Genomic DNA, 25,839 nt, shown 5'->3' with positions numbered 1-25,839 from the left:
GTCAGGCTTTCGCGCTGAACAACAGGCTGCTTGCATCATTCAAACTATTGGCCAGCCGCAGGACTTCTTCATTGGGGATTTGGCGAACCACCTCACCCGAGTCACTGGCAATAACCTTGACGATTACTTTGCCTGAAGGCTCGTCAATCGAGAACTCCAGATTGCGCTTGACCGACTGAACGAACTTTTCAATTTCCTGAACGGCCATCTTGAGTTTGTCCCGCTCGGATACCGAGTCTTGCTTTTGTTCATCCTTGACCGGCGCCACCACAAGGGCATCGGCTCGAGGCTTTTCCACCGGCTTGTCAGCAACGGTCGTCGCCGGCTTCGCAGCTGGATAAGACAAGTTCAGCTTCACGCTCATATCCATGTCCATCACCTCTTAAACTGAAAAAGCGAGAGAGCACGTATACGCACTCCCCCGCCAAAACTCATCCGGCTATTACTGAAGCAGTTTCAGTACAGCGGATGGCAGTTGGTTGGCCTGAGCCAGAACTGCGGTGGAAGCTTGTTGCAGAGTTTGTTGCTTGGTCAGCTGTGCAGTTTCAGCAGCGAAGTCGGTATCTTGTACGCGGCTCAGTGCAGCACTGGCGTTTTCGTTGATGTTTTGCAGGTTGGAAATGGTAGTCGAGAAACGGTTCTGAGCAGCACCCAAGTCAGCGCGGGTGGCGTTGATGTTTGCCAGAGCAGCGTCGATAGCCGAGATAGAAGCATCAACAGAGCTGTGGTTAGCTGCGTTGGAAACGCCGGAAATGGTAGTACCGGTCATGCCCAGGGAGCTGGCGTCGAAGCTGGTCGACAGGGTCAGAGTGATCTGGTTGTCGGAAGTAGTACCTGCACCTACCTGGAATTCCATCGCGCCAGCAGTACCGTCGATCAGTGCCTTGCCGTTCAGGTTGGTCGACTGAGCGATACGGGTCAGCTCAGCGATCGACTGTTGGTATTCTTTGTCCAGAGCGGTACGGTCAGCAGTGCCGTTGGAATCGTTTCGCGATTGCAGTGCGATTTCACGCATACGCTGCAGAATGTTGCTCGACTCTTGCAGAGCGCCTTCAGCGGTCTGAGCGATCGAAACACCGTCGTTGGCGTTTTTGATAGCCATGTTCTGACCACGGATCTGCGAATTCATACGAGTAGCGATCTGCAGGCCGGCGGCGTCGTCTTTGGCGCTGTTGATTTTCAGGCCGGAAGAAAGACGGGTCATCGAAGTCGACAGAGCGTCGGAAGCACGGTTCAGGTTTTTCTGAACGTTCAGCGAAGTAGTGTTGGTGTTTACTGTCAAAGCCATGACGAATTCCTCGTTGGTTGGGTACTGCGGCTTCCGGCCCTGGCAACCGCCGGGTATGGCCTAGAGAACCTTCGTAATAGTTATCGTCGCCAATGCAGGTTGCTTTAGGGGATTTTGAAATTTTTTTGCCATCACCCTGCCACCCCCTTTAAAACAAGGGCTTAGCAACCACCCAACCACCAGAAAATGACGCCAGAGAACTGCCACAAACCCTCCTTCAGCCCCGCTTCCGCTGATCTGCTACGGATTACGCGGAATTGACAGCCACCAACAAATCGACCAGTTCGTATTCAAGGTAGTCCGCCAGTGCCAGCCAGTCCTGTCGTTCCTGACTATCAAGCAGGCATGTCAGCAATGCCACCCACCGGGCCGCAATCTGGCTGTCTGCCCCGCCGACCCGCGACTGCACTCGCTCCGCTACCTCGACCATGACCAGCGCAGCCTCGACATCCCTTCCCAGGCGAAACAATGCTGAACATTGTCGGGCCTGATCAACGAGTAACACTTCGCTCATTGACTGAACTCCGGATGAAATGTCGTGCCGGCAATCATCGCCCCGGCTCGACTGCTGTTGTAGAAGACTACCTGTGGATATGCAGCGATATAGCGCTCCAGCTCACACAGGTAGCTGCGGAAGTTGAGTTGGGTTTTGATTCGTTGTCCGAGACCGTCGAGCACCCAGTGTTTGGCCGCCCCCAGTTGTGGCCCCAGGTCGCCATCGTCCCAGCACGCATGGGTCTTGTCGTTTGGAAAGGCAAAGTCGGCACCGAACAGGGTGATCTGCACCGCGCCCATCTTCACCGCCAGGTCCACCGCCGGATGAATCACGCTGCCGCCGACATACAGCTCGCCTCTCGGTAACTGCTGCCGCATGTGTTGATAAATTGGACTGGCGGAGTAACCGACATACCGCGCCCCCTGCCAGGCTTTCAGCACTTGCGGATCGACCATGGGCATGTATGCCAGGGCAATGTCCGTCGTTCCTTCAGGCGGCAGGTGCCGGGTCGAGATGCGTTGATCGATACTGACGACGATGTCGGGACGGATGCCGTGATCAAGCAGCGGCCGGTAAGCGGTATCGACACAAATGAACAACGGTCGCACCGCCTGCTCGCGGATCGCCCGCAAGCGATCGAAGTGCAACTCCAGGCTCGGCCCGGTGGCGATCACGAACACTTCCTGCCCTGGCCGCGTACCGAACAGCCGGGTGACATCATCATCGGCCTGGACCAGGCTCAGACTCGCCTGTAAGCGCTCGACGATGTCAGGAGCCTGAGGATCAAACTCACTGTTATTGAACATCAAGTGGGTTTCGCTGATCAGGCGATCGCGGATCTTGGCATTGAAGTCATCCGCTAATACCAGCTCGGACGGCAAGGCGAAAAACGGCAGCTGGATTTCCGCCAGATCGCCGGCGTACATCAGCTCGACCCGCGGATCGCCGAGCCACTGCTGCTGATCCAGCAGTTGCAGCACCAGCGCAAACACTGCGCCGTTGAGGATGTACACATACAAGTGTTCAAGCCCGGCGCGCGCCAGCAACTCCATTTGCAGATCGCCAAGCCCGGTGCCGTAGACATGCACCACCGGACTGTCGATCGGCAGGCTGTCGGCCTGAAGCCTGGCCTCACGGACGCGGTCATGGCGGCTGGTCAGTTGAATGCCATCGATGCTCAGCGTCGAGCCCAGGCCTTCCATCAGTTCAGCCTGCAACAAGCTTGTGCTCTCGACCAGCAAGCGCGCAGACAGCATCGGCCAGCGGCGCTGTATGACGTCGACGTTGTGCTCAAAGAACTCGCTCATGGAGCCTCGCTTTTCATTCGGGCAAAAAAATAGCGCTCAAGGTTACACCTTGAACGCTTTTTTTGTGTCTGGCTTTCTTTGACTAAAGAGCCGAGGTTCAAGGACGATAGATGATCGCCGAACCCCACGACAGACCCACGCCGAAACCGCTCAACGCGACACGCTTCCAGGCGGAGTCCATGACATGTTTTTCCAACAGCAACGGAATGCTCGAGGACACCGTGTTGCCAGTCTCGACCATGTCCTTGATGAACTTCTCCGGCTCACCTTCGAAGCGTCGCGCCACGGCATCGACAATCGCTGCACTGCCCTGATGGATGCAAAAGGCATCGATATCATCAGCGGTCAGTTGCGAATCGGCCAGCAACTCGTGCAAATGCGCCGGGACTTTAAGCAGCGCAAAATTGAACACCTGACGGCCGTTCATGAAGAACACCCCATCCGTCACCTTCAGGTGTGGCGCACCGGAACCGTCGGTGCCGAACTTGGCCTTGCCCAATTGCCATGGCGCGTTTTCGCCCATCCAGGTTGCAGTGGCGGCATCGCCAAACAACATGGTGGTATTGCGGTCTTCCGGGTCGACGATCTTCGAGTAAGGATCAGCGGTGATCAGCAGGCCATTCTTCAAGCCTGCGGCTTCCATGAAGCCCTTGATGGCGTAGATGCCGTAGACGTAGCCGGAGCAGCCCAGGGAAATATCGAACGCGGCCACGGTAGTCGGCAGGCCCAGTTTGTCTTGAACAATGGCTGCGGTGTGCGGCAGGCCTTCTTCGTCGCCGTTCTGCGTGACAACGATCAGCACATCGATGTCATCACGTTTCAAGTCAGGATTGTTGGCGAACAGCGCATTGGCTGCTTCGACACACAGGTCCGAGGTTTCCTGCCCGGCGTCTTTGCGCGGCAGGAAGGCCGAACCGATTTTGCCCAGGATGAATTCTTCATCCTTTTCGAATTTTGCACCCTGTGCGTAATTGTCCACGCCGGCTACAGGAACGTAGCTCGCAATGCTTTTTATGCCAATCATTACGGCTTCCCAATAATAAACAGCCCAATACCACCGCTCGTAATGATTCGAGGGGCGCCGACAAACGGATAAAAACGTCGCCTCACTGAGGCGACGGCGGGAAGAATATAAGGCTATCACCGGGTCAAAAAGACACCAGGCGCCACCTCCCCGATTTATACAATACAGTGAAGATGCGCGTTATGACTCGCAGGTCACTCTATTTTGCCGAATCAGCGCCACAAGGGGTTATTCGACCAACGACCAGTCCAGCGGCGTTCCGCGTGGGATGGCCAGACGGGCACGGCGGCCCAGAAGCGTTTCCGTGTGTTTTGGAGCCAACCCCAGACCCGGACGAATGGCTCGCAGATTAGCGACAGTAAAGGGTTCGCCGGCAGCCATGTCCTGAGTCACGTAGAGCGAGCGGCGGTACACCAGCGACTTGCGCTCGGCGTCCGTCACACCGTAATGCACATGGCCCATGGCCTGCCACGCGCGTTCGGTTTCTATCACCAGACAGGCGAGCTCCGCCGGTTCCAGCGAAAAACTGGCATCCACACCACCGGCGGAACGGTCGAGGGTGAAATGTTTTTCCACCACCGTCGCCCCCAGCGCCACCGCGGCGACAGACACTCCAACACCCATGGAGTGATCGGACAGGCCAACTTCGCAGCCAAACAATTCACGCAAGTGAGGAATCGTCCGCACGTTGCTGTTGGCAGGCGTCGCGGGGTAAGTACTGGTGCACTTGAGCAACACCAGATCCTTGCAACCGGCCTCGCGGGCGGCACGTACGGTTTCATCGAGTTCAGCGATGCTGGCCATGCCGGTAGAAATGATCAATGGCTTGCCGGTCGCAGCGACCCGACGAATCAATGGCAGGTCGGTATTTTCAAAGCTGGCGATCTTGTAGGCCGGTACGTCGAGGCTTTCGAGGAAGTCCACCGCGGTGTCATCGAACGGTGTGGAGAACGCGAGCATGCCCAGTTCTTTGGCCCGGGCGAAAATCGGCGCGTGCCATTCCCACGGTGTATGGGCCTTCTCGTACAACGCGTACAGCGAAGAACCGGCCCAGAGGCTGTTAGGGTCCTTGATGAAGAACTCACCTTCGGACAGGTCCAGGGTCATGGTCTCGGCGGTGTAGGTTTGCAGCTTCAAGGCATGGGCACCGGCCTTGGCCGCGGCTTCGACGATCTGCAGCGCCACATCAAGGGACTGGTTATGGTTGCCACTCATCTCGGCGATGATGAACGGCGGCGCATCGGCACCGATGGAACGATTGCCAATCTTGAAGCTAGTCATTGCGGTGATCCTTCAATATGCGCGTGAACGCGCAAGCACGCTGGGTAAATCCTGCTTGGCGAAACAGCTTCAGCGACGGCTGATTCGCCGGCAACACTTGAGCGGTGATGGCCTGCAGTTGCGGCCAGTGGGTGGTCACGAAGGCTTCGCCCCGCGCCAACAGCGCCCTGCCCCAGCCCAGACCGAGGCGGCCTTCAAGCAGGTAAATCGAGACTTCGGCTTCAAGTCCGTCCAGGTCATAACGCAGTACCCCGACCGGGCCATCGTCCGCCTCGGCGATCAACAGTAATCGCCTCGGGTTACTCAGGCTCGCGGCCAGCCAGTCTTGATGCCGTTGCCAATCGATGACCTGCGTGTCCAGCGACCAGTACCGCACCGACTCGGCATTGCGCCCCTCGAACAGCAGCTGCGCATCGTCCAGGGACGCCTTGCGAACCTGCAGTACCGCACCGGCGAGCGCTGCCGCAACCCGCTGCGCACCCCGCCCATCGACCAACTGACGCGAGTGTTCAGCCAGACTTTGGCGTAACCCCTGATTGCCCGCGAGAAAAGCAATGGCCTGACGCAACTGCTCGACACTGACGTGCTCGCGGGGGCCCAGATACACATGGGAACCTGAGGTCGCCATGCTTTCGCCGTTGGCCTGCTGATTATTCGAGACCGCGATGCAGATCGTCGGCAGCCCCATGGCCGCCCGCTCCCAACTGGTGCCACCGCCGGCACCGACAAACAGGTCGGCCTCGGTCATCAGTCGGTAAAAGTCGCTGACAAAACTGTGCAAGCGCCAGTTCGGACGACTCTGTGCCAAGGCCTGCATCTGTGCCCAGGCCGGGTTGTCGGCACCGGCGACGAAATCGACTTCGAGCTCATTCAACTCCGCCATTGCCAACATCGCGTGATGGGTTTGCATCGCCGCATCGAAGCCACCGAAATTCACCAGCACCCTTTTGGCCTTGGGTTTGATTTCGATTGCCGGGCAACAGAACTCATCGCGCAGCAGGGCAAAACGCGGTCCGAGCAAAGTCTGGCAGCCAGGTGCTAGCAGCGAAGCATAGGCTTGTGGCGTACCCGATAAGTTCTGGTTGAGCAGCAAATCAACGCTGTAGGTGCGCGTGGCGAGGTCGTCCACAGCCGCAATCCTTGGCGCCCAGCGGCGGGCCGCGGTCTGCCAATGATGGTCGAGGCCGTAGTGGTCGACGATGACCCAATCGAAGGCCGGATGATTGCTCAGCGCGTGCCCAAGCGCGGCGATGTCCGCCTGCCAAGGCAGCAAGGATTCGATTGCCTGTTGCGGGTCTTCATCAGGGTAACAAGCCGCCAGGGCGAAGACTTCAAAGCCCTCGGCTTGCAGTGCATCCAGTCGATGGCCCGGCAACAGGCGGCAAGCGAAGGCCACCTGCGCACCTTGCTTGCGTAAAACTCTGGCCAGGGTCAAACAGCGAGCAATGTGGCCGCTGCCAATGGTCGGCGACGCATCGGCGCGGATCAGCACTCTCATTGCAGCTCTCCGCCAGCTTTCAATGCGGCATAGAGGTATTCGGCACGCTTCCAGTCTTCAAGGGTGTCGATGTCCTGCACCAGATGCCGCGGCAGAATCACCGGAAGGCTCGCCGGAGAAAACAGCACATCACCGCGCAACCAGGCCTCTGTGCGCCCCCAATAGAACTGGCCGGCATCCTGATAGGCTTCAGGTAAATCCTGGGAACGGGTATTGCGAAACTCCGGGTAGAGCGAGGTCAAGGCACCCTGCTCGTCGAGGGTCAAGGCACGTTGCACCGGGAAGCCGAAACCGGTCACGGAAAAAGCGAAGGACTTGTCCGGATGCTGCACCAGCAATTCATGCCCCTGACGCAGATACTTCGCCTGCAACAGCGGTGCGGTGGCGTAGATGCAGCAGACGTAGTCGAAGATCGGCAATTGGCTCAGGGCATGCACGATCACCGCCGCTGTCCCGGTGAAGTCGTCGGCAAGCGCAACGGGACGCATGAAAGGAACCTCAGCGCCGTTGGCCCGCGCGAGTTCAGCAATTTCCTCATCGTCGGTGCTGACGATCACCTGATCGAACAGGTTCGATGCCAGTGCCGTACGGATCGAACGGACAATCATCGGCACGCCGTCGAACAGCTTGAGGTTCTTGCGGGGTATCCGTTTGCTGCCACCTCGGGCGGGAATGATGGCGACGCAGCTCACAGCCGGTGCTCCAGCATGAGCTTGACGTGGTGAGAAGTGCCCACGCGATAAATCATGATGTTCAACCCAGGATTCGCCTTAAATGCTCCACCACTTCATCTTGCTGCTCATCCGTCAGGTCGGGGTACAACGGCAGGCTGATGGCCTCGGCAAAATAACGCTCGGCCTGAGGGAAATCGCCGTCCTTGAAACCCTGTTCACGGTAGTAAGGCTGCAAGTGCACCGGAATGTAATGCAGGTTCACGCCCAGCCCCGCCGCCCTCAACATTTCGAACACCTGCGGTTGGCTGAGAGTAATGAGCGAAAGCTGCAATCGAACCACATACAGGTGCCAGGCCGACTCTGCGCCTGGCTGAACGACCGGTAATGTCACAGCGAGGCCAACGAGCAGTGTTTCATAACGTGCGGCCAGTTGACGACGTCTGGCGACAAACGCGTCAAGACGCGCCATTTGCGACAGCCCCAATGCGGCGTGCAAATCGGTCATCCGGTAATTGAACCCCAGCTCCAGTTGCTGGTAGTACCACAACCCCGTCTCCGGCACCTTCATCTGTGCCGGATCACCCGTGATGCCGTGGCTGCGCAGCCGCCGCAAACGCTCGGCATACTCGGCATTATTGGTCAGCACCATGCCACCCTCGGCGCTGGTAATGATCTTGACCGGGTGGAAGCTGAAAATAGTCATGGCCGCATATTGACCACAGCCGACCGGACGCCCCAAGTACGAGGCACCCACCGCATGGGCAGCATCTTCGATCAGGACAAAACCATACCGCTCAGACAGTTGCGATAGCGTGCGCATGTCGCAACTCTGCCCCGCGAACGCGACCGCCACCACCACCTTGGGCAACTTCCCGGCCGCTTCGGCAACCTCGAGTTTCTCTGCCAGTAACCGCGCATCCAGGTTCAGGGTGTGCGGATCGATGTCGACGAAATCGACTTCGGCGCCACAGTAGCGCCCACAATTGGCGGACGCGACAAAGGTGTTCGGGCTTGTCCACAGATAATCGCCCGGCCCCAGCCCGGCGGCGAGGCAAGCGATGTGCAACGCCGCCGTGGCGTTACAGACCGCTACCGAGTGCTCGGCCTGGCAGTGATCGGCCAGTGCCCTTTCAAAGCGTTCGATGGTTGGCCCCTGAGTCAGCCAGGGTGACTTGAGTACCTCTATGACGGCATCGATATCCGTCTGATCAATGTTTTGTCGGCCGTAGGGAATGCGGTAAGGCGTCATGACCGTGACTCAACGCAATGCACATCGAGCAAGCAGGTAGGCGCATCCTTCAGGAGCAATTTGCCGTTGAACATGTCGTGAGTCCTTTTACTGGGTCAAACAACTTAGGCAAGCAACTGCGCCCAGTTGACACTGGCAGCGTCGCCAAGAGTAAAGCCCTTGCCGGTCAGGGAAAGATTCGGGTTGTAGGCCGCATCCTGAGCGAAGCGCGCCTGCCACTTGTCACGCAGGGCAGCTGCCGCCTGCGGGTCATCCGGCAAAGTGCCGGGGTGGGCGATTTGCACTTGCGGCGTCCATACGGTCAGCAACCCGGCATCGGCGACTTTCAGGCAAAAGTCGACATCGGCATACGCTTGCTCGAAATGCTCTTCATCCAGCCCGCCCAGTGCGTCGAACACCTCCTTGCGCACCATCAGACAAGCGTCGGAAACTGCCGAATAATTCTGCTCGACCAGCAGTCGATGCATATGACCCGGTGCGTCTTTTTTCTCGCCAATGAACGCAGAAGCCACGCCATCTTCCAGTCCCAGAATCAGACCGGCGCCGGTCACGCTGCCCTCGCGATCAACCAGTTTGGCCCCCACCACACCCACTTCAGGACGCTGAGCCTGATTGAGCAAGGCTTCGACCCAATTGGCATTGACCACCTCGGCGTCTTCTGCGAGCAGTATCAGATACTCACCTTGCGCCTGCGCGACGGCCTGGTTGAGCAGTGCCGACGAGCTCACGCGCCGCTCGTTCTTGATCAGGCGAATCCGCCCGCCGCCGTTTTGCTCCAGACTGTCGAGCCACGTCAGCAGATCGGCTGACTGACTGTGATTGTCAGCGATGATAATTTCGTTGTTCTGATAGCGCGTGCGCTGCAATACGCTCACCAGGCAGCGCTGCAATTGCTCCTGACAGCCCTCACTGCGTACGATGATCGACACCTTCGGACGCCCGGCGTGGCGGTAGTCGATCCGCAAGCCACCAAATACCTCAGCGCTCACCTGTGCCTGATAGCCACGGGTTGCCAGGTGACGCACCAGAGTCTGACGTTGGTGCTCGTTCGGTGCCATCTCCACTGCCGGGGTGATGAGCAATGGTTCGGCCAAATGCGCCAGACCCGCCAGCCCGCCAGTTTCGATCAGGCGCAGCAGCAGGTCGAATTCCAGGGCATCGCTGAACTCGCGGGCATAACCGCCGACATCCACCAGCACCTCGCGTCGGAACAGCCAATGCCGGGCGGTCAACGCCGGCAGACTTTGCAGCAGGTCGAGGTTGAAGTCCGGACGGAAAACTTCGGTCAATGTGCCGTTGCTACGGCGATGAATCTCATCCATCGCCACCGCACGGCAACCTTCGGCGTTCTGCAACTCAAGGCTGGCACGCAGGAAGCCGGCAGACGTGAACTCATCGCCGGCCTCGGCCAACAGCAGCCAGTCCGACGTCGAGCGCTGGGCAATCTGGTTCAGTCTATCGACGTAGTTGCTTGCACTGACCTTTACAAAATGCACAGTATTTTGTTCGGTGGTGACCTGGGGCAAATCACCGGCGGTGAAGACCACCACCTTAAAGGCGCGGAAAGCGCTTTCCATCAGGCTGTCAAAGGTGGTCTGCAACTTGTCCATGTCGGCTTCAAGATCCAGCAGCAGAATGCCGAACTGAGGCCCGCCCTTATTGGCCGCCAGATGTTGATTGATTTTCCGTACTGCCGTGTCGTTCGGCTGGCGAGCCTGCAACCAGTTCAACAGCCGGCCGGAGGGCATACTGTCCAGCAACTGACGGCTGTCGTAGGTCGGTACGCTGTCGAGGCGGGCAATCCAGTCCGTCAATATTTTCGCATCGGTGCTCTCGCCCATGTCCAACAGTTGCTGCACCAGTTTTTGCACAACCCTACGGTTGAATGCGCCCAACTGTACGGCATGCAGCAAACGGTTCTGGATGGTCTCGGACGTGTCATTGGAATAGATCCGCTGCAACGTGTGCTGCTGAAGTAACGCACCTTCCATTTCTTCCAGCTGCAAGCGTCCGGCAGGCATCGCATGGAGCAGGAATTCGCACTCGGTCAGTTGATCGAAAAACGCCTGGTTGTAGAACGGCATCTCGACATACTGATGAGGCCCGAATGCGCGCTTCGGGCCGATGGTGGGGTCTTTCCAGTAGGACTCGAAAATCGGCTCGATCGTCAATGCATTGCGCGCGGCCAGGCTGTCGGCCAGCGCCTGGAAACTTTGCAGGGCGAACTCTGCGGTCTGCACCTGGTTCAGGTCGCTGATGCCGGTCGGCAGCGTGGCGAGGAAACCGGCAAAGCGCTCACGCTCGGCGACGGAGCGGGCGTCTTTGAAACTCAGGACGTGAATGATTTCGGTATTGTGATCCGAACGGCCATAGTTGACCTCCCGCACCACATAAGGCATCGGCAGAATCCGCGCCTTGGCCCGCGCGAGCATGTAGTACACGTGACCGATTTCCTGCCACTCGAAAATCGTGCCCTCCGGCATGGCCGCGTACCAGTCCTGCAACAGCGAAGTACGGTGCACCGCATAGAACGGCGGAATGTACTGGCCCATGTAGTCGAGCACACGATCCTGCGCGCGATCGGCGCTGTAATCCTCTTTCACCTTCTTGTCGCGACGGTAGTACTGCACATAATTGGAGTGCGTCAGGTACATCAGGCAGTAGCCGTGGCACATGCCGTAATCGGGATTGGCCTCGAGGAAGTTCACAGACTCGGTCAATGCATCGTGCAGCAGGAAGTCATCGTCGGCGGCCAGCACCATGTACGGTGTGGTGACCTGGCTGGCGCCATACGCAAGCTTTTGTTGAAAACCCGTGTAGGTGAACTGAGGCAAATGGCGATAGTCGACCGACGGGAAGTCGGCCGCGAGGCGCTCATCGCCCTGCACGGACGAATCCAGCACCAGCACCTTGGCGGAGTAGCTGCTGTAGTACTGCAAGGCACGTCGCAGGAACGCACTGCGGTTGTGGGTGATAACCACCACCGTGAACAGCTCGTTCAGCGGTGTCACGTTGGTTTGAGTGTTGCTTTGAACCTGCATTTTCCTATCCCCACAACCGGCCAATCGCCAAGAACCTGAAACCACTTTTGATTAACGAACGCGACGTAGGTAGCCGTCCGGCGCCACGGTGATCAGCAGCTTGTTTTGCAGTGGCTGGTCAATTTCGAAGTCCTTGTTCTCTTCCAGGTACTTCCATACCGCAGTCTTCGGGTTGTCGCCCGGGCCCCATGGACGATCCGGGAAGAAGTCGGCCGGCATGTCTTCAACCACGGTGTCCATCACCACGCAGTAGCTGTCCACCGAAACCAGTGGCGCATAGAGACGCAATTCTTCAAGCACGTGGTCGTGGGTGTGGTTGGAGTCCAGCACCAGAATGACTTTCTTGCCTTCGGCCGCAGCGCGGACTTTGGCGGCGATGGCCGGGTCGATGCTCGAACCCTCGATCATCGAAATGCGCTTGCTCATCGGGTGGTTCTCGATGGCTTCGCGGTTGTGCGCACGAATGTCGAGGTCGATGCCCAGCACTTCGCCGTGGCCTTGCAGCTCCAGCAACGATGCGTAGTAGATGATCGAACCGCCATGGGCAATACCGCATTCGATCACCAGGTCCGGTTTGACCTGCCAGATGATCTCTTGCATGGCCATCATGTCTTGCGGCAACTGGATGATCGGACGGCCCATCCACGAGAAGTGGTAGCTGTATTTGTGCCTGGCCGATTCATTGAAAAAATCCCGGGCCAGGCCGGTGAGTTTCTGGTCATCGCCCTGACGCGCGATTTCTGCCTGGCATTCGGCTTCGAAGGCTTTGTTGATGCTGTTGTCGGTCATTTCAAAATTCTCAATGGTCACTGGAACGAAGCGTTGTCGACGGCGTGATAGACGTAACGTCCACCAGTCATCCGCTTGATCTCTTCGAGGTAGTTGGAGTTCATCACAAACAGATTGGCGCCTTCGGGCAGAGCCTCCATGGCCTCTTGTGGAGAGGACACCCGCACACCGCTCAGCGGCAGATAACGGCCCTGCTTGGCCGGATTGATATCCACCACGCGGTCCACTGCCACACCGGCCCGTTGCAGGAACAATGAATAGATCACGCCTTTGGACGATGCCCCCCAGATCGCCGAACCTTGTTCGGGGTCGGCCTGAATAATCTGCACCGCACGTTCAAGGCTACGGGTGAAACCTTCGGGCAGGTCCAGGCGCGGCACCGGTTGTTCCGGGATCAGGCGCAAGGTCGAAAGATCCGCAACGATGTACAGGTATTGGCCACCGAACAGGTAACCGGCCTCCTGCACGGTGCCGAACATCCGGCGCAGGTCATCGAGACGGAAGTAATTGACGTGCTCGTAGAACAAGTCGAACCAGGCGCGGTGCTCGAGAATCCAGTCGAAGCACGGCACTTCGATGTAGATCTGCCCGCCCTGATTGGCCTCGGCGATCTCGGCAAGAAAGCTCACCGGATCCTGAATGTGTTCGAGCACATGGCGCAGCACGATGGCGTCCGCCGCCAGACCCAGCCCGCGCGTGAACGGGGCCTTGATCACGTCGACATTGTCGCCTTCGTACGCCGGGTCGATGCCGGTGATGGCATAGCCCTGACCTTTCAGGAGTTCGAGAAAGTAGCCTTTGCCGCAGCCGACTTCGATCAGTTCCTGGCCCTTGAAGTGGCGGGCAATGATGCCTTCGACATCGCTCAGGTGCTTCTGGAACTGGACCGAATGTGCCTGCTCATTTTGGTAGTCGGCGTCGTAGCAGAGCTTGTCGGCATCGAAGGCCTGGTTGAAGATCAACCCGCTCTGCTCATCCTGTACCAACACCATGTCGGCAGAGGCCGAAGCCCTGGCCGATTGCGGGTCGGCGAAGGTGCGATTCTGCAACACCGGCAGGTCGGCGACCCGATACAACTCATGCCTCATGCTCTGCTCCCAGTAGCTGTTGCAAGCGGTCCGCCACGCCCCAGAACGCCATCGGTTCATGGGTCGGGTATGGGTAGTGACCGAGGTTCAAACTGATCGATGCGTCACGTTCACGCAGCCGCTGCTCGACCAGCGCTCTGACCGATATCGGCTGGCCGCTGGAACAATTGATCACGCCATTGAAGTCCCGCTGTTGCAGGATCGCCGCGAGATAACCGGCGGCAGTCTCGATGGCCAGGTAATCGCGCAGTTGCTCACCGGCCGACATGTTGAAACGTTCGTCGCCGGCATCGATCGCCCGATCCAGCGCTGCCAGCAAACTATTGGGGTTCTGTCCGCTGCCGTGCAGGTAAAACAGCCGCGCCCATTGCAGGGTGAATGACTTCTCGTGCTGCAAGTTTTCGAGGAACACGCGCAAGGTGTTCTTTGCCAGCCCATAAGGGTTGCTTGGCTGCGGCGCGGTCTGCTCGCTGAGCGGCCCACTCTGCATGCCGTATTCGAAACAGGTTCCGGTGACCAGCACCTGCGACACGCCCGCCTCGACCGCGCCCTTGATGAACCGGTAGTCAGCCATCAGGTTGTGCTCGAAATGGAACAGTGCCTGATAGTTCGGCAACCCCGGCCAGGCCAGATGCGCCAAGGCATCGACACCCGTGGTCAGCTTGGCGATGTCCAGGTCAGCGGCGTGAATATCCGCGGCGATGAACTCCACCGCATTGATCCACGGCATGCTCGCGGCGGTCTCGGCGTTGCGCGCCACGGCGCGAACTTCGCAACCACGAGCAAGCAAGGCCGCGACCAGATGCCGGCCGACAAACCCGGTGGCGCCGGTCACGAGCACTTTCACAGGACGGTCAACTCGGGCACGGCGATCACCAAACGGCCATCCCACTGACGCACCCGGGCCAATTGTTGACTGACTTCATGCAGCAAATTCCACGGCAGAACCAGCACGTAATCCGGTTTCTCGATGTCGATCTGCGCCGGCGAAACGATCGGGATACGACTGCCCGGCAGGTACTTGCCCTGCTTGTGCGGGTTGGCATCGGCGACCCAGGCCAGCAAGTCCGGTTTGACCCCAGCGTAGTTGAGCAAGGTGTTGCCCTTGGCAGCGGCGCCGTACCCGACCACATGCTTGCCGTCGGCTTTGGCCTGCAACAGGAAGCGCAGCAGTTCGTGCTTGATGCGTTCGGCGGCGGGCGCGAGGGTTGCGTAGTACTCGGGGGTTTTTACACCGGCATCGAGCTCGGCTTGCAGTTGCAGTTGAACCGCTGGCAGGACTTCGCGGCGCACACCGTCGACGCGCTGAACGAACACGCGCAGCGAACCGCCATGGGTCGAGAGCTGACTGACATCAAACACTTCCAGACCGTTGCGCTCGCACAGCGTTTGCACGGCGGTCAGGGACAGGTAGGAATAGTGCTCGTGATACAGCGTGTCGAATTGCTGCCCTGCCATCAGGGTCAGCAACTGCGGAAATTCGAATGTCGCCACGCCCGTCGGCTTGAGCAAAGTAGCGAAACCGCAGAGGAAATCATTGATGTCCGGCACGTGGGCCAGCACGTTGTTGGCCGCCATCAGGTCGGCGGCCCAGCCTTCGTTTGTCAGCTGCAACGCGGTATCGCGACCGAAGAACAGCTCGCGGATCTCCAGGCCTTTTTCCCGTGCTGCTTGCGCGGTGCTGCGGGTCGGCTCGACGCCCAGGCAAGGGATGCCGCGCCCAGCCACGTACTGCAACAAGTAACCGTCGTTAGCGGCGATTTCCACCACACGGCTGTCAGCCGTCAGACCGAAACGCTCGACCATCTCGCCCACATAGCGCTCGGCATGGGTCAGCCAGGTGCTGGAAAACGAACTGAAGTAGGCGTACTCGGCGTCGAACAGGCTGTCGGCGCTGGTGTAATCCTCGGTCTGCACCAGCCAGCATTGCTGACACACTGCAACCTTCAGCGGCACCCATTGCTCGGATTGTTCCAGCTGATCGGCGCGCACGTAGGCATTGGACGGCGGTGAAGTGCCCAGATCAATCAGCGGCAAGGCCAGCGGGGTTGCGCAACCACGGCAGTTCATACACGCACTCCAGCGAAATGTTCATCGAGCATGGGATGGCTGGAATCCCTGGCCGACAGATTATTGACAGGCAACGGCCAGGCAATCGCCAGCCGTGGATCGTTCACCGACAAACCGCCCTCGTGCGCAGGCGTGTAATCAGCGCTGTGCAGGTAAAGCAATTCGGCGTCATCGGTGAGGGTTTGGAAACCATGGGCAAAACCGGCCGGGATCAACAGGCTGCGACCGTCGCCGGCCCGCAGGTGTTCGGCGTGCCAGTGCAGAAAGGTCTCCGAGTCCGGGCGTAAATCCACCGCCACGTCCCAGACCTCACCGCGCAGACACGTGATCAATTTGGCTTCCGGTGCGCTGGCGTTCTGATAATGCAGCCCCCGCACACTGCCCCGCTCACGGGTGCAGGAATGGTTGATCTGGTGGATATGAAACGGCTGGCCGAAGGCGCTCAGGCTGCCTTCGCAGAACAGCCGCGCAAAGTGCCCGCGCTCATCTTCGAAGCGTTTGTGCTGCACGCTGAACAGTCCGGCCAGCGGCAATGACTTCAACAGAAACTCACTCACAGCGCGCCTCGGTACAGGTTCAACTGGGCCAACGTGATGGCGCGCATGTCGTCGCCATTTTGCCAGGCCAGGTGCCAATCGAGGGTATGGGTCAGGCATTGCTGCAACGACCAGCGCGGTTGCCAGGCCAACAGTTGACGGGCGCGGCTACTGTCGAGGCGCAACAGACCGGCCTCATGCAAATCGCTCGGTTCGATGCGCAATCCGCGCGCTTGTGGCCAGCGGTTGGCGAGCAGTTCGACCACTTCGCCGACGCTGCACATGTCCGCTTCGCTCGGGCCAAAGTTCCAGGCACCGGCAAACTCGGGACCTTTGTCATAGAGACCGGCGGCCAGTTGCAGGTAACCGGCCAACGGTTCCAGAGCGTGCTGCCAAGGGCGCACGGCTTGCGGGTAACGCAGGGTCACCGGCTCATCCGCCGACCAGGCCTTGAGCACATCAGGGATCAAGCGTTCTGGAGCGAAGTCACCACCGCCCAGCACGTTGCCGGCCCGGGCCGTGGCCAACGCCAGACCGTGTTCGGCATAGCGCTCGGCCGGGAAAAACGAAGCGGCATAGGACTGGGCCAGCAACTCGCAGCAGGCCTTGCTGCTGCTGTAAGGGTCGTGGCCGCCGAGGGCTTCGTCTTCGCGGTAGGGCCACAGCCATTCCTTGTTCGCGTAAACCTTGTCGGTGGTCACCAGCACACAGGCGCGTACGCCACCGACCTGACGGATCGCTTCGAGCAGGTTGAGGGTGCCCATGACGTTGCTGGAATAGGTCCCGAGCGGATCGCGATAGCCTTCGCGCACCAGTGGCTGGGCCGCCAGGTGCAGGACGATTTCCGGCTGCGTTTCGGCGATCAGCTCCAGCAATGCGCCGAGGTCACGCAAGTCGCCGCGCTGATCATTGATGCCCTCGTGCACCCGGGCCAGTTCGAACAGGCTCGGTTCGGTCGACGGGTCGAGGGCAAAACCGCTGACTTGCGCGCCCAGGCTTTGCAGCCACAAGGTCAGCCAACTGCCCTTGAACCCGGTGTGGCCGGTCAGTAGAACGCGTTTGCCACGCCAGAATTCCGGGCTCAGTCCCATTGCTTCCATGGGGCCTCCCCGCTCTGCCACAGCGCTTCGAGGTAGTTCTTGTCGCGCAGAGTGTCCATCGGGTGCCAGAAGCCTTCATGCTCGAAGGCTTTCAATTGTTCGTCCCGGGCCAGACGGGCCAATGGCTCGGCTTCCCAAGTGGTGTCATCACCGCCGATGTACGAGAGCACTTTGGGCGAAAGCACAAAGAAACCGCCATTGATCCAGCCACCGTCACCACGGGGCTTCTCGGTGAAACCGAGCACCTGATCGCCGTGACGCTCCAGGGCACCGTAACGGCCCGGCGGTTGTACGGCGGTGACGGTCGCCAGACGACCGTGGGTGGCGTGGTAGTCCACCAGTTGACGGATATTGATATCGGAGACGCCGTCGCCGTAGGTAAAGCAGAAGGCCTCTTCATCCTTGAGGTAACGGCCGGCGCGCAGCAAGCGGCCACCGGTCATGGTTTCCTCGCCGGTGTCGATGAGAGTGACGCTCCACGGCTCGCTGTAGTTCTGATGCACGTCCATGCGGTTGTTGCGCATGTCGAAGGTGACGTCGGAGGTGTGCAGGAAGTAGTTGGCGAAGAAATCCTTGATCGCATAGCCCTTGTAACCAAGGCAGATCACGAAGTCATGAATCCCGTGAGCGGAATACTGCTTCATGATGTGCCAAAGAATTGGCTTACCGCCGATCTCGATCATTGGCTTGGGCTTGAGGTGCGACTCTTCGCTGATGCGCGTGCCCAGGCCACCCGCCAGAATTACTGCCTTCATCGTCTCCCCTCTTGTTCTTCACAGAGCTCGGCCAAGCTATTTCAAGCTTTTGCGTGCTGTCTGGCTAAAACACTCTGCCGTGTCAGGCGGCGGCGTACCGGCCGCAAGCGCTCGTTTTATGGCGATATGAGGGGGACTTGCAGGAAACGCGCCAGCTCACGAATCCAAATAACAGGCACAAAAAAGGGACGAATCCGGATCATGCAGACCGGGTTCGTCCCCAAGCGTAAAGCGGGCACCTTCAATCCCGTAGCAGGAGAAAGGCGTCTGATTCAGGTATGCAGGTGTACATCCATGCCCGATCAGTCAGGCAACCAGCCCTCGGCCCAGTAGTTGAGATTGTTGCCCTTGAGCATGTAATCGCGCAGCACTTCCTCACGCAGCGCATCGCCCATGCGATAGCTCGCATCAGGGTCGGACAGGTGCATGCGGATTGCCTCGAGCCATTCCTCGGTGCTGTTGCTCACGACCTTGGTGCAGGGCAGATAGCCGCGATAGGCTTCAGTGTCGGTGCAAATCACCGGGTAACCGCAGGCGCCGTACTCCAACAGACGCAGGTTGCTCTTGCAGTCGTTGAAGATGTGGAACTCCAGCGGCGCCAAGGCCAGATCGAGGTTCAGGCTGGCCAGTTTGGCCGGATAGGCCTCCAGGCCGATGCTGGGATGGAACTCATGGACAAATGGACGCAAAGCCGGCGGACACATGCCGAAGAACACCCATTCGACTTCGTTGGCAAGCAGGCGTACCACGTCCGCAATGATCGCCAGGTCTCCATCATGACTCGTCCCGCCCCCCCAACCCACGCGAGGTTTGCGAGAGGTGCGGTGCTGACTGGTGAGCCCGGTCCAGAGATGCGGCGCAAGCATGTTCGGAACCACCCGGATATCGTGATGCATGTCCCGCAAAGCGTCGGCCAAGGGCTGGGTCGAGACCACAACCCGGTCACACAGCCCTATGCCACGGCGCACTATTTTATCGACACCGACCTCAGCCTTGCGCAGGTGCGCGTTCTTCTTCGGGACATCAATCACATAATCGTCAAGTTCGAAGATGCGCAAAGCATGCGAGCAGTTTTTGACTCGCTCAACCTCATCGACCGCATTCTGGCTATAGCGGCCCTGCAGCACGATCACGTCGGGGGAGCACCGTTCCAGGTCAATGTCTGTCGGCGTGTGATAACTCAGATGCCCCACCACGCGCCCGGCCGCCTCCAACTCACGGAACGGCTGGGCAACCCGGTAATGGCCCACTGCGGTGGTATTGATTGGAATCGCCAGAATCTTGGGCAAAAGCTGACGCGAGAACGGGTCCCAACCATCCTTGAATCCCGGCTCCAAACTGAAGTTGCTGGTGCCCAGACTCAGATTAGGGTTGTAGGCCGGATCCCTGGCTATCACTGGCAACCATCGCTGGTAAAAGCTTTTCTGCTCGGCCTGCAACACCTTGGGAGCGGGAGTGAAGGCAGAGGATGGAACCACTCGCATCAATTCGGCGTAGGGAGTCCACACCACCAGGTATCCGCTTTGCTTCACACGCAGGCAAAAGTCAGCGCCATTGAGTGCTTGCGCCAGATTCTGCTCGTCCAGGCCGTGCAGATCATCAAAAACCTTCTTGCGCACAAGCAGGCAATCGATGCCCACGGCACTGAAATTCTGTACGGTCTGCTGGCGCTGCATGTAACCGGACGTGTTGAGCAACTCACCACGATTGGGAACACCGACCGCCCCCCGCAACCCCAGTACCTGGGCAGTGCCCTCGATACGCCCTTGCGGACTCACCAGCCGACCGCCGACCACACCGACTTCCGGACGCTGAGCGTGATTGAGCAACTCGTCGAGCCAATCAGGGCTCACAACGATATTGTAGGGACTGAGAAACAACAGATAGTCGCCACGGGCGTGGCCGGCAGCGAAGTTCTGCACAGCCGCCAGATTGTCACCATGATCACAGTGCAACACCCGAAGTTTGTCACTGCCCATTTGCTCCATGGCCGACAGCCAGTTGCAGGCATCAACGGCAGTACTGCCATTGTCGACAATGAGAACTTCATAGCGTTGGCAGGCGGTTTTCTCCAACAGACTTTCGACGCAACGCTCCAGGGAACCCAATTCATCGCGGGTCGCAATGACGATCGAAACCATGGCCGGCTCATCATGCAGGTAGTCCACACGATTGATCATCGGCTGGCTGCCGGGGCGAATCCGGTGTGGTGCACCGAGCCGCTGCAGGTGCGCGGCCAGCACGCGAGGGTTCTGCTCGATAATCTGCGGCTGCGTGAGCCACTGGGAGAGACACAGAGCAGATTCCACGAGAACTTCAGCGATGTGCCCAATCGCATGTGGCCCGTTACTCTCCACCAGTCGCCAGACCAGATCATGCACACCCAGCTCGCCAAAACCGTGTTGCATGCCACCCAGCTCGATCATCCGCTGCCGCTGCAGGGCCAGCACGCGGCCGACATAGGGATAGCTGCGCATCAGATCCAGGTTGAAGTCGGGCTTGAACACCGGCTCGACCGAGACGTCATCACGCAATCCGCCCTCGTCACTGTAGAGGCAGCGCACGTCAGGCATTTCCACCATGCGCTCTGCCAGTAACAGTAAAGCCAGTTCATTCAAGCGATCGCCCGCGCGAACCAGATAGATCCAGTCTGCGTTATCCAACTGGGCCAGCAGGCGATTGAACTGGGCAACCGGTTCATCATCCAGACGTATATGACGCACACCGTCGAATGGCGCGTGCTGTAATTGGGACAGCACTACCACGTGCTCGGCGGCGTAGGTCTGATGACGAATGCTCTTGAGCGTCTCTTCCAGCGCCGGAACATCGCCTTCGCTGTCGAGAACAATCGGCACGATGCGCGGACGCCAGCTCCAACCCTGCAAACGGGCGTCGAGCAAACGTTGCTGGGCCGGTTTCAAACGACGGCACGACAGCCATTCCCGGTACATGTCGACAAAGCTGTCGCTCTTGACGCCTACCCGGGTGTGCACCATCGTTTGAATGAAGCCCAGTTGCCGTCCCAGCGCAGTTTCTTCCCAGGCATAGGCGTGCCCCTCAGTCGCATCGACCAGTGCCAGATAACGTACCCAGCCCGGCGCAGGCGCCGGCTCACCACTGCGCAAGGCAAGCATTTGCTTGAGCCAGTCGAGCTCGGTCATTACCGCAGCCTTGACTGGTGTCTGATCGCTCAGCCGCGCCGGATGCAAACGCTCAAGGCTCAACACCTGACCCACCACCACCAGATTGCCACGCCGTAGCAGGCAGGCAAACAAGGCGAAGTCCAGACACGCGATAAAGCCTTCGCCAATCTGAGTCAGGGCCGGCAAATATTCCAGCGCATGCCGGGTTCGCAACAACGCCCCGCTGAGGCCACTGAGAAAATTGACCAGACTGCTTTCCAGAATGCCCAGCAGATCCTCACCCTTGAACAAGGTGACTCCCGTGGAAAAACAGCAATTTTCCACACGGTCGGAAAGCAGGATGTAATCACCGTCGTAAAACTGCCGCTGGCCGGTCACCAGGTTGACGTCTTCGTGGTCGATGAAGCCGACGATCTGCTGAGTGATGCATTCGGGGAGTAGCTGGTCGTCGTCGCACAGTAACTTCAGATAGTCACCGCTGGCCTCTTGCGCACAGGCCATGAGGTTGGCCTGAAAACCCAGGCGCTGCGGATTGCGCACATAGCGCAGGCGAATCGAGACAGGCACCTCGCAGGCATCGACGATCTCGCGGATCTCGTTGCCACCACTGTCATCGCAGACGATCACTTCAAGATTGGCGTAGGTCTGATTCAGCGCGCTTTGCAGCGCCGTCTGGAAGAACTGCGGGTTGAAGGCGGGGATGGCGATGGTGACAAGAGGAGCTGGTTTCACGGCGAGGGAACTCTCGAGCGGCGGGACCTCACTCTAAACAAGGAGAGTTCCCGGAACCGCTGAAAAAAGACGGTTTGCACTCAGCAGTCTTAAGCCCCCGCGACAACATCGCGAGGGCCTTGACTCAGACTTTGTTGAACAACCCCAACTGAGCAATTTTGCTGAACGCCAGTTGCGAGGCTTGAAGCATGGTTTGCTGCAGCGTCAGACGGGTCATCACTTCGGCAGGGTCTGAATCACGAATCGCACCCTGCGTCTGCGTATTGGCCAGTGCCAGGCTCTGGTTGATGTCAGTCTGGGTGACCAATGATGCGCCGCGACCACCCACGGAGCTGAGACCTGACGCCAACTGGTCGATGCCACTGGACAAGTTGCCAACACCCGAGCCGATTGCCGCGTTCAGTTTCTGAATGGCTATCGGATTATTGTTGGTCGGCGTCGACAGTGCTGTTTTGAGCTGACTGACAGTGTCCAGAACGTTTTGCGTCTGGTGAGTGTTGACCGCAACGGAAAACTGATCTCCCGCCGCCGGTGTACCGGCCAAAGTAAAGGAGACACCTGACGCTGTTGCTGTGGAACCCGCCATTGTGCCGCTGGAAACCGGTGTGCTGTTAGCGGTCAAAGGCGAGGCATACAAATCGTAATTCGTGGCACTGGTGAACTTGAGGATCGCGCCGCCACCCGGAAAACTGGCGTGGTAGTCGGCGCTATTGGTGACCGCCGTCCCGGTGACCAGCGCCGCCGAGGGGTTACCTGGGCTGCGGGACGCATTGAAGCTGTCCGGCTTGGCAGCCAGGGTGAAACTGTGTCCGGTGATCACCGTGCTCGGAACGTCACCCGCTTGCAGGTTAATGTTCAACTTCAGATCGACGCCACGGAAGTTGACAGTCTGCGTGGCCGCCCCACCGGTGGAACTGAACACACCGTTCTGACTGGCCTCGGCGGTGACATCGTTACCCAGCGAGTCTGTGATTTGCAGCTGCGTATCGCTGACGAAATTCACCGTGTACGGTTCGCCACTGCGGAATTTTGCGTTGTAGGTAACGTCGGAGCCCACCTGACCGTTGGAAAGCACCACACGACCGTCATCGACGGCTGGCGAGGTCATTGCAGTCTGGGTGCGGCTGGTGTTGATGGCTTGCTGGAACACGTCCCAACCGGTGCTGTTGGTGGCCATCGACTGGGTATCGCCAATCGGCAGATCCAGCGTGACCTGATCACCGTTGTAGGTGTAGCTGCCATCGGTATTACGCGAGAACGGTGCGATATCGCCCTTGGATCCGGAGAAGATATATTTGCCGTTCTCGTCCTTGGTGTTCATCAGGCTCAGCAGCTGCTCTTCGATCTGACCCAGTTCAGAGGCGTTGGCCTGGCGGTCAGCGTCGGTATAACCGGCGTTGCCCGCGCCCAGGGCTAGTTCCTTGGCGCGCTGCAGCACGTTGTTGATGCTGGTCATCACCGCTTCGGTCTGGCCGAGCGTGCCTTTGATGGTGGTCATATTGTTCGAGAACTGATCCAGCATCGAAGCCTGCTGACCCAATTGCAACAGACGCGAGGCGCCGACCGGATCATCGGCTGCGGTGTTCACGCGAACCAGGCTGCTGGCCTCTTCGCTGCTCTTGACCACGTTGGCGAAATTCTTCTGATAGTTCGCAGCCGAGGACTCGTAAAACTGGGCGGTAGAAATGCGCATGGGCTACGACTCCTTAAATGCTGTTGATCAGGGTGCTGAAGATTTCCTGCGCAGCCTTGATGATCTGCGAAGAGGCGGTGTAGTACTGCTGATACTTGACCAGGTTGCCGGTTTCCTCATCGAGGTCGACACCCGAAAGCGAATCGCGCGCACCTTTGGCGTTCGCCAGGATGGCTTCGGTCGCGGCGCTGTCGAGCTTGCCCTGAGCGGCCTTGGAGCCAACGCCTTCGACCAGTTTGCCGTAAGCGTCGTTCAGGGAAATACCCTTGCTGGCGGAGCCGGTGTCAACGGTTTGCGCAGTCTGCAAACCGGCCAGGGTTGTACCGTTACGGTTGTCCAGGCTGCCCGGCTGACTGAGCGAGACGTTGATCGCCGTCGAGGTACCCGGCGAGCCTGCGATGGTCATGTCGAACGTCGCAGTGCGCTGCACGATTGGCGGCCCCGGATCATTAATCGGGGCCCCGCTGGCGTCGACCAGAGGAATACTCAGCGACAACGTATTGTTCTGGCCCGGCACGATGGTACCGCTGCTGAGCGGATTACCCTTGGCATCGAGCATTTGGTAAGTCTGGGTCGCTCCGCCCGTCGCACCGAACACGATTTTGACTGGCGTGGAATTTTTCAGGCCGTTCTGCATCGCGGTGGTGGTGGCCGCGTCGTAGATGTCGAACTTCGTCGTCAGGGTCGGCTGGCCGCTGGCTGGAATCGTCAGCGTGCCACTGCCGCCTGCCGCAATGGCCGCGCCCAACGGTGCCGCGATGGCCAGACGTTTGGAGTCGGTCATCTCGGTCTTGATGTTGGCGGCCGCGTTACGGGTCGGGGTGATCTTGAAGGTATCGCCTGCAGCAGCGGTGCCACCGGTTAGCTTCAAGGAAAAACCGTCGATCACCGGCGCAGGTGTGGTCGCCGTGTTGAAGCTGCCCATAGACGTATTGTCTGGCAGGCGCTGCACGGTGTAGTCGGTGGCGCTGGTGAACGTCACTTTGTAATCGTTGATGGTCAGCTTGCCAGTGTCTTCAATGCTGACATCGAAGTTGCCCGAGCCCACGCTGTTATTGCCGGAGGCGATGCTGCGCTGAGCCATCTGCGCGGCACTGTTGATGCTGTTGAACAGGTTCGAACCGAAGTCACCGTTCTTGTCGATGCCCTGGGCCTGAATGCTGTTCATCTGATCGGCGACGACCAGAGCGACGCGACCCAGTTCGTTCATGGCCGGATCAAGCACGGTGCTGCGATAGCGCAGCAAACCGCCGATTTCGCCACCGGTCATGATCGACGTGATATCGATGGTGCTCGAACCACGATTGAGTTGCAGCGCCAAGCGGTTCGGGTCGTCTTTGCCCGGCACGACTTCGAGTTTGTTGACGGTGTTGCCCATGACCAGCGGCTGGCCGCTGCCCAAGTAGATATCGACGTTACCTTCACGCTCGACGATCTGCGCGCCGGTAAAGGTCGAGAGCTGGCGAACGGTCTCGTTTCGGGCGTCGAGCAGCTCGTTCGGCATGCCACCGGAGCTGGAAATCTCGGAAATCTTCTGGTTCAACTGCGCCACGGTGGCGGCCAGTTTGTTGACCTGATCGGCCATGTTCGTCAGGTTGCCATTGATGTTCGCGTTCTGCTCGTTCAACTGGCTGGACACTGAATTGAAACGATTGCTCAAGGCCTGGGCATCGCTGAGCAGCAACTGGCGTGAAGCGTCGTCACCCGGCTTGGCGTTGACGTTCTGCACCGAGGCGAAGAACTTGGTCAGTGCGCCATTGAGGCCGGTGCTGGTGTCCGACAGCAGTTTGTCCAGCGGCGTGACCTGCCCCAGGTACGCGGCCGAATCACTGTTGAGCGACGTGGTGGTCTGCAGTTGGGCGTCAAGGTAGCTGTTGTACACCCGACGTACGTCGGCCAGAGTCGTGCCGGTACCGATGTAGACATTGCCGAACTGCTGCGAGGCTTTGGTTCCCTGCACGGTCTGCTGACGCGAGTAACCCGCGGTATCGACGTTGGCGATGTTGTTACCCGTCGTCATCAACGACGATTGGCTGGCTGACAGCCCCGACATCCCGATATTGAGCAAACTCATG

Annotated in this window: 20 protein-coding genes; all 20 read right to left on the bottom strand. The window is 59.1% G+C overall.

Features of this window, described 5'->3' with window-relative positions:
• Position 1: 1 nt before the first annotated feature.
• Positions 2 to 370 carry a flagellar protein FlaG gene (locus DFS28_RS24910; RefSeq protein WP_008151040.1) on the bottom strand — a complete coding sequence of 123 codons (369 nt, stop codon included), beginning with the start codon at positions 368 to 370 and terminating at the stop codon, positions 2 to 4.
• Positions 371 to 442: 72 nt separating this feature from the next.
• Positions 443 to 1,288 (bottom strand): flagellin domain-containing protein, encoded by an 846-nt coding sequence (locus tag DFS28_RS24905; protein ID WP_111451871.1) that lies wholly within the window; start codon positions 1,286 to 1,288, stop codon positions 443 to 445.
• A 247-nt stretch (positions 1,289 to 1,535) separates the two neighbouring features.
• On the bottom strand, positions 1,536 to 1,802 hold the full coding sequence (locus DFS28_RS24900) for a hypothetical protein (protein ID WP_111451870.1): 267 nt from the start codon (positions 1,800 to 1,802) through the stop codon (positions 1,536 to 1,538).
• Entirely contained in the window at positions 1,799 to 3,091 is a 1,293-nt protein-coding gene (locus DFS28_RS24895) for a motility associated factor glycosyltransferase family protein (protein ID WP_111451869.1), read from the bottom strand. Before DFS28_RS24895 ends, DFS28_RS24900 begins: the two co-directional genes overlap by 4 nt.
• Positions 3,092 to 3,188: 97 nt before the next feature.
• Positions 3,189 to 4,115: a ketoacyl-ACP synthase III gene (locus tag DFS28_RS24890; protein ID WP_074874525.1), complete on the bottom strand. Its 927-nt coding sequence runs from the start codon at positions 4,113 to 4,115 to the stop codon at positions 3,189 to 3,191.
• A gap of 228 nt (positions 4,116 to 4,343) precedes the next feature.
• Positions 4,344 to 5,396 (bottom strand): pseudaminic acid synthase, encoded by a 1,053-nt coding sequence (gene pseI, locus DFS28_RS24885; protein WP_111451868.1) that lies wholly within the window; start codon positions 5,394 to 5,396, stop codon positions 4,344 to 4,346.
• Positions 5,389 to 6,894, bottom strand: a complete 1,506-nt coding sequence (pseG, locus tag DFS28_RS24880; RefSeq protein ID WP_111451867.1) for a UDP-2,4-diacetamido-2,4,6-trideoxy-beta-L-altropyranose hydrolase — start codon at positions 6,892 to 6,894, stop codon at positions 5,389 to 5,391. Before pseG ends, pseI begins: the two co-directional genes overlap by 8 nt.
• Positions 6,891 to 7,586, bottom strand: coding sequence for a pseudaminic acid cytidylyltransferase (gene pseF, locus DFS28_RS24875; protein WP_111451866.1), 696 nt, complete (start codon positions 7,584 to 7,586; stop codon positions 6,891 to 6,893). The genes pseG and pseF overlap by 4 nt, the downstream gene beginning before the upstream one ends.
• A gap of 61 nt (positions 7,587 to 7,647) precedes the next feature.
• Positions 7,648 to 8,817 (bottom strand): UDP-4-amino-4,6-dideoxy-N-acetyl-beta-L-altrosamine transaminase, encoded by a 1,170-nt coding sequence (gene pseC / locus DFS28_RS24870; RefSeq protein ID WP_111451865.1) that lies wholly within the window; start codon positions 8,815 to 8,817, stop codon positions 7,648 to 7,650.
• A gap of 104 nt (positions 8,818 to 8,921) precedes the next feature.
• Positions 8,922 to 11,858 carry a TIGR00180 family glycosyltransferase gene (locus DFS28_RS24865; protein WP_111451864.1) on the bottom strand — a complete coding sequence of 979 codons (2,937 nt, stop codon included), beginning with the start codon at positions 11,856 to 11,858 and terminating at the stop codon, positions 8,922 to 8,924.
• 51 nt (positions 11,859 to 11,909) lie between these two features.
• On the bottom strand, positions 11,910 to 12,647 hold the full coding sequence (locus DFS28_RS24860) for a cephalosporin hydroxylase family protein (RefSeq protein ID WP_111451863.1): 738 nt from the start codon (positions 12,645 to 12,647) through the stop codon (positions 11,910 to 11,912).
• A 17-nt stretch (positions 12,648 to 12,664) separates the two neighbouring features.
• Entirely contained in the window at positions 12,665 to 13,735 is a 1,071-nt protein-coding gene (locus DFS28_RS24855; RefSeq protein WP_111451862.1) for a class I SAM-dependent methyltransferase, read from the bottom strand.
• Positions 13,725 to 14,582: an NAD(P)-dependent oxidoreductase gene (locus DFS28_RS24850; protein WP_111451861.1), complete on the bottom strand. Its 858-nt coding sequence runs from the start codon at positions 14,580 to 14,582 to the stop codon at positions 13,725 to 13,727. The genes DFS28_RS24855 and DFS28_RS24850 overlap by 11 nt, the downstream gene beginning before the upstream one ends.
• Positions 14,579 to 15,805: a class I SAM-dependent methyltransferase gene (locus DFS28_RS24845; RefSeq protein WP_111451860.1), complete on the bottom strand. Its 1,227-nt coding sequence runs from the start codon at positions 15,803 to 15,805 to the stop codon at positions 14,579 to 14,581. The genes DFS28_RS24850 and DFS28_RS24845 overlap by 4 nt, the downstream gene beginning before the upstream one ends.
• Entirely contained in the window at positions 15,802 to 16,362 is a 561-nt protein-coding gene (locus DFS28_RS24840; protein ID WP_111451859.1) for a dTDP-4-dehydrorhamnose 3,5-epimerase family protein, read from the bottom strand. The genes DFS28_RS24845 and DFS28_RS24840 overlap by 4 nt, the downstream gene beginning before the upstream one ends.
• Positions 16,359 to 17,441 (bottom strand): CDP-glucose 4,6-dehydratase, encoded by a 1,083-nt coding sequence (rfbG, locus tag DFS28_RS24835; protein ID WP_111451858.1) that lies wholly within the window; start codon positions 17,439 to 17,441, stop codon positions 16,359 to 16,361. Before rfbG ends, DFS28_RS24840 begins: the two co-directional genes overlap by 4 nt.
• Positions 17,423 to 18,196 (bottom strand): glucose-1-phosphate cytidylyltransferase, encoded by a 774-nt coding sequence (gene rfbF, locus DFS28_RS24830; RefSeq protein ID WP_111451857.1) that lies wholly within the window; start codon positions 18,194 to 18,196, stop codon positions 17,423 to 17,425. The genes rfbG and rfbF overlap by 19 nt, the downstream gene beginning before the upstream one ends.
• Positions 18,197 to 18,498: 302 nt before the next feature.
• Entirely contained in the window at positions 18,499 to 22,071 is a 3,573-nt protein-coding gene (locus DFS28_RS24825) for a glycosyltransferase (RefSeq protein ID WP_111451856.1), read from the bottom strand.
• Positions 22,072 to 22,195: 124 nt separating this feature from the next.
• Complete coding sequence (locus tag DFS28_RS24820) at positions 22,196 to 23,764, bottom strand: flagellar hook-associated protein 3 (RefSeq protein ID WP_074874495.1); 1,569 nt, start codon at positions 23,762 to 23,764, stop codon at positions 22,196 to 22,198.
• 13 nt (positions 23,765 to 23,777) lie between these two features.
• On the bottom strand, positions 23,778 to 25,838 hold the full coding sequence (flgK, locus tag DFS28_RS24815) for a flagellar hook-associated protein FlgK (RefSeq protein WP_111451855.1): 2,061 nt from the start codon (positions 25,836 to 25,838) through the stop codon (positions 23,778 to 23,780).
• Between the last annotated feature and the right edge of the window lies 1 nt (position 25,839).

The organism is Pseudomonas sp. 478 (assembly GCF_003254125.1).
GTDB lineage: Bacteria > Pseudomonadota > Gammaproteobacteria > Pseudomonadales > Pseudomonadaceae > Aquipseudomonas.
The sequence above is the reverse complement of the archived record's forward strand: the minus strand, read 5'-3'. Positions and strand labels throughout refer to the sequence as shown.

Excerpts from the sequence above, each read along its gene's own strand:
- pseC (WP_111451865.1), bottom strand. The coding sequence starts at position 8,817 with ATGACGCCTTACCGCATTCCCTACGGCCGACAAAACATTGATCAGACG.
- DFS28_RS24855 (WP_111451862.1), bottom strand. The coding sequence starts at position 13,735 with ATGAGGCATGAGTTGTATCGGGTCGCCGACCTGCCGGTGTTGCAGAAT.
- DFS28_RS24865 (WP_111451864.1), bottom strand. The coding sequence starts at position 11,858 with ATGCAGGTTCAAAGCAACACTCAAACCAACGTGACACCGCTGAACGAG.
- DFS28_RS24900 (WP_111451870.1), bottom strand. The coding sequence starts at position 1,802 with ATGAGCGAAGTGTTACTCGTTGATCAGGCCCGACAATGTTCAGCATTG.
- DFS28_RS24845 (WP_111451860.1), bottom strand. The coding sequence starts at position 15,805 with ATGAACTGCCGTGGTTGCGCAACCCCGCTGGCCTTGCCGCTGATTGAT.
- flgK (WP_111451855.1), bottom strand. The coding sequence starts at position 25,838 with ATGAGTTTGCTCAATATCGGGATGTCGGGGCTGTCAGCCAGCCAATCG.
- DFS28_RS24890 (WP_074874525.1), bottom strand. The coding sequence starts at position 4,115 with ATGATTGGCATAAAAAGCATTGCGAGCTACGTTCCTGTAGCCGGCGTG.
- DFS28_RS24860 (WP_111451863.1), bottom strand. The coding sequence starts at position 12,647 with ATGACCGACAACAGCATCAACAAAGCCTTCGAAGCCGAATGCCAGGCA.
- rfbF (WP_111451857.1), bottom strand. The coding sequence starts at position 18,196 with ATGAAGGCAGTAATTCTGGCGGGTGGCCTGGGCACGCGCATCAGCGAA.
- DFS28_RS24905 (WP_111451871.1), bottom strand. The coding sequence starts at position 1,288 with ATGGCTTTGACAGTAAACACCAACACTACTTCGCTGAACGTTCAGAAA.
- DFS28_RS24820 (WP_074874495.1), bottom strand. The coding sequence starts at position 23,764 with ATGCGCATTTCTACCGCCCAGTTTTACGAGTCCTCGGCTGCGAACTAT.
- pseI (WP_111451868.1), bottom strand. The coding sequence starts at position 5,396 with ATGACTAGCTTCAAGATTGGCAATCGTTCCATCGGTGCCGATGCGCCG.
- pseG (WP_111451867.1), bottom strand. The coding sequence starts at position 6,894 with ATGAGAGTGCTGATCCGCGCCGATGCGTCGCCGACCATTGGCAGCGGC.
- DFS28_RS24895 (WP_111451869.1), bottom strand. The coding sequence starts at position 3,091 with ATGAGCGAGTTCTTTGAGCACAACGTCGACGTCATACAGCGCCGCTGG.
- DFS28_RS24910 (WP_008151040.1), bottom strand. The coding sequence starts at position 370 with ATGGATATGAGCGTGAAGCTGAACTTGTCTTATCCAGCTGCGAAGCCG.
- rfbG (WP_111451858.1), bottom strand. The coding sequence starts at position 17,441 with ATGGAAGCAATGGGACTGAGCCCGGAATTCTGGCGTGGCAAACGCGTT.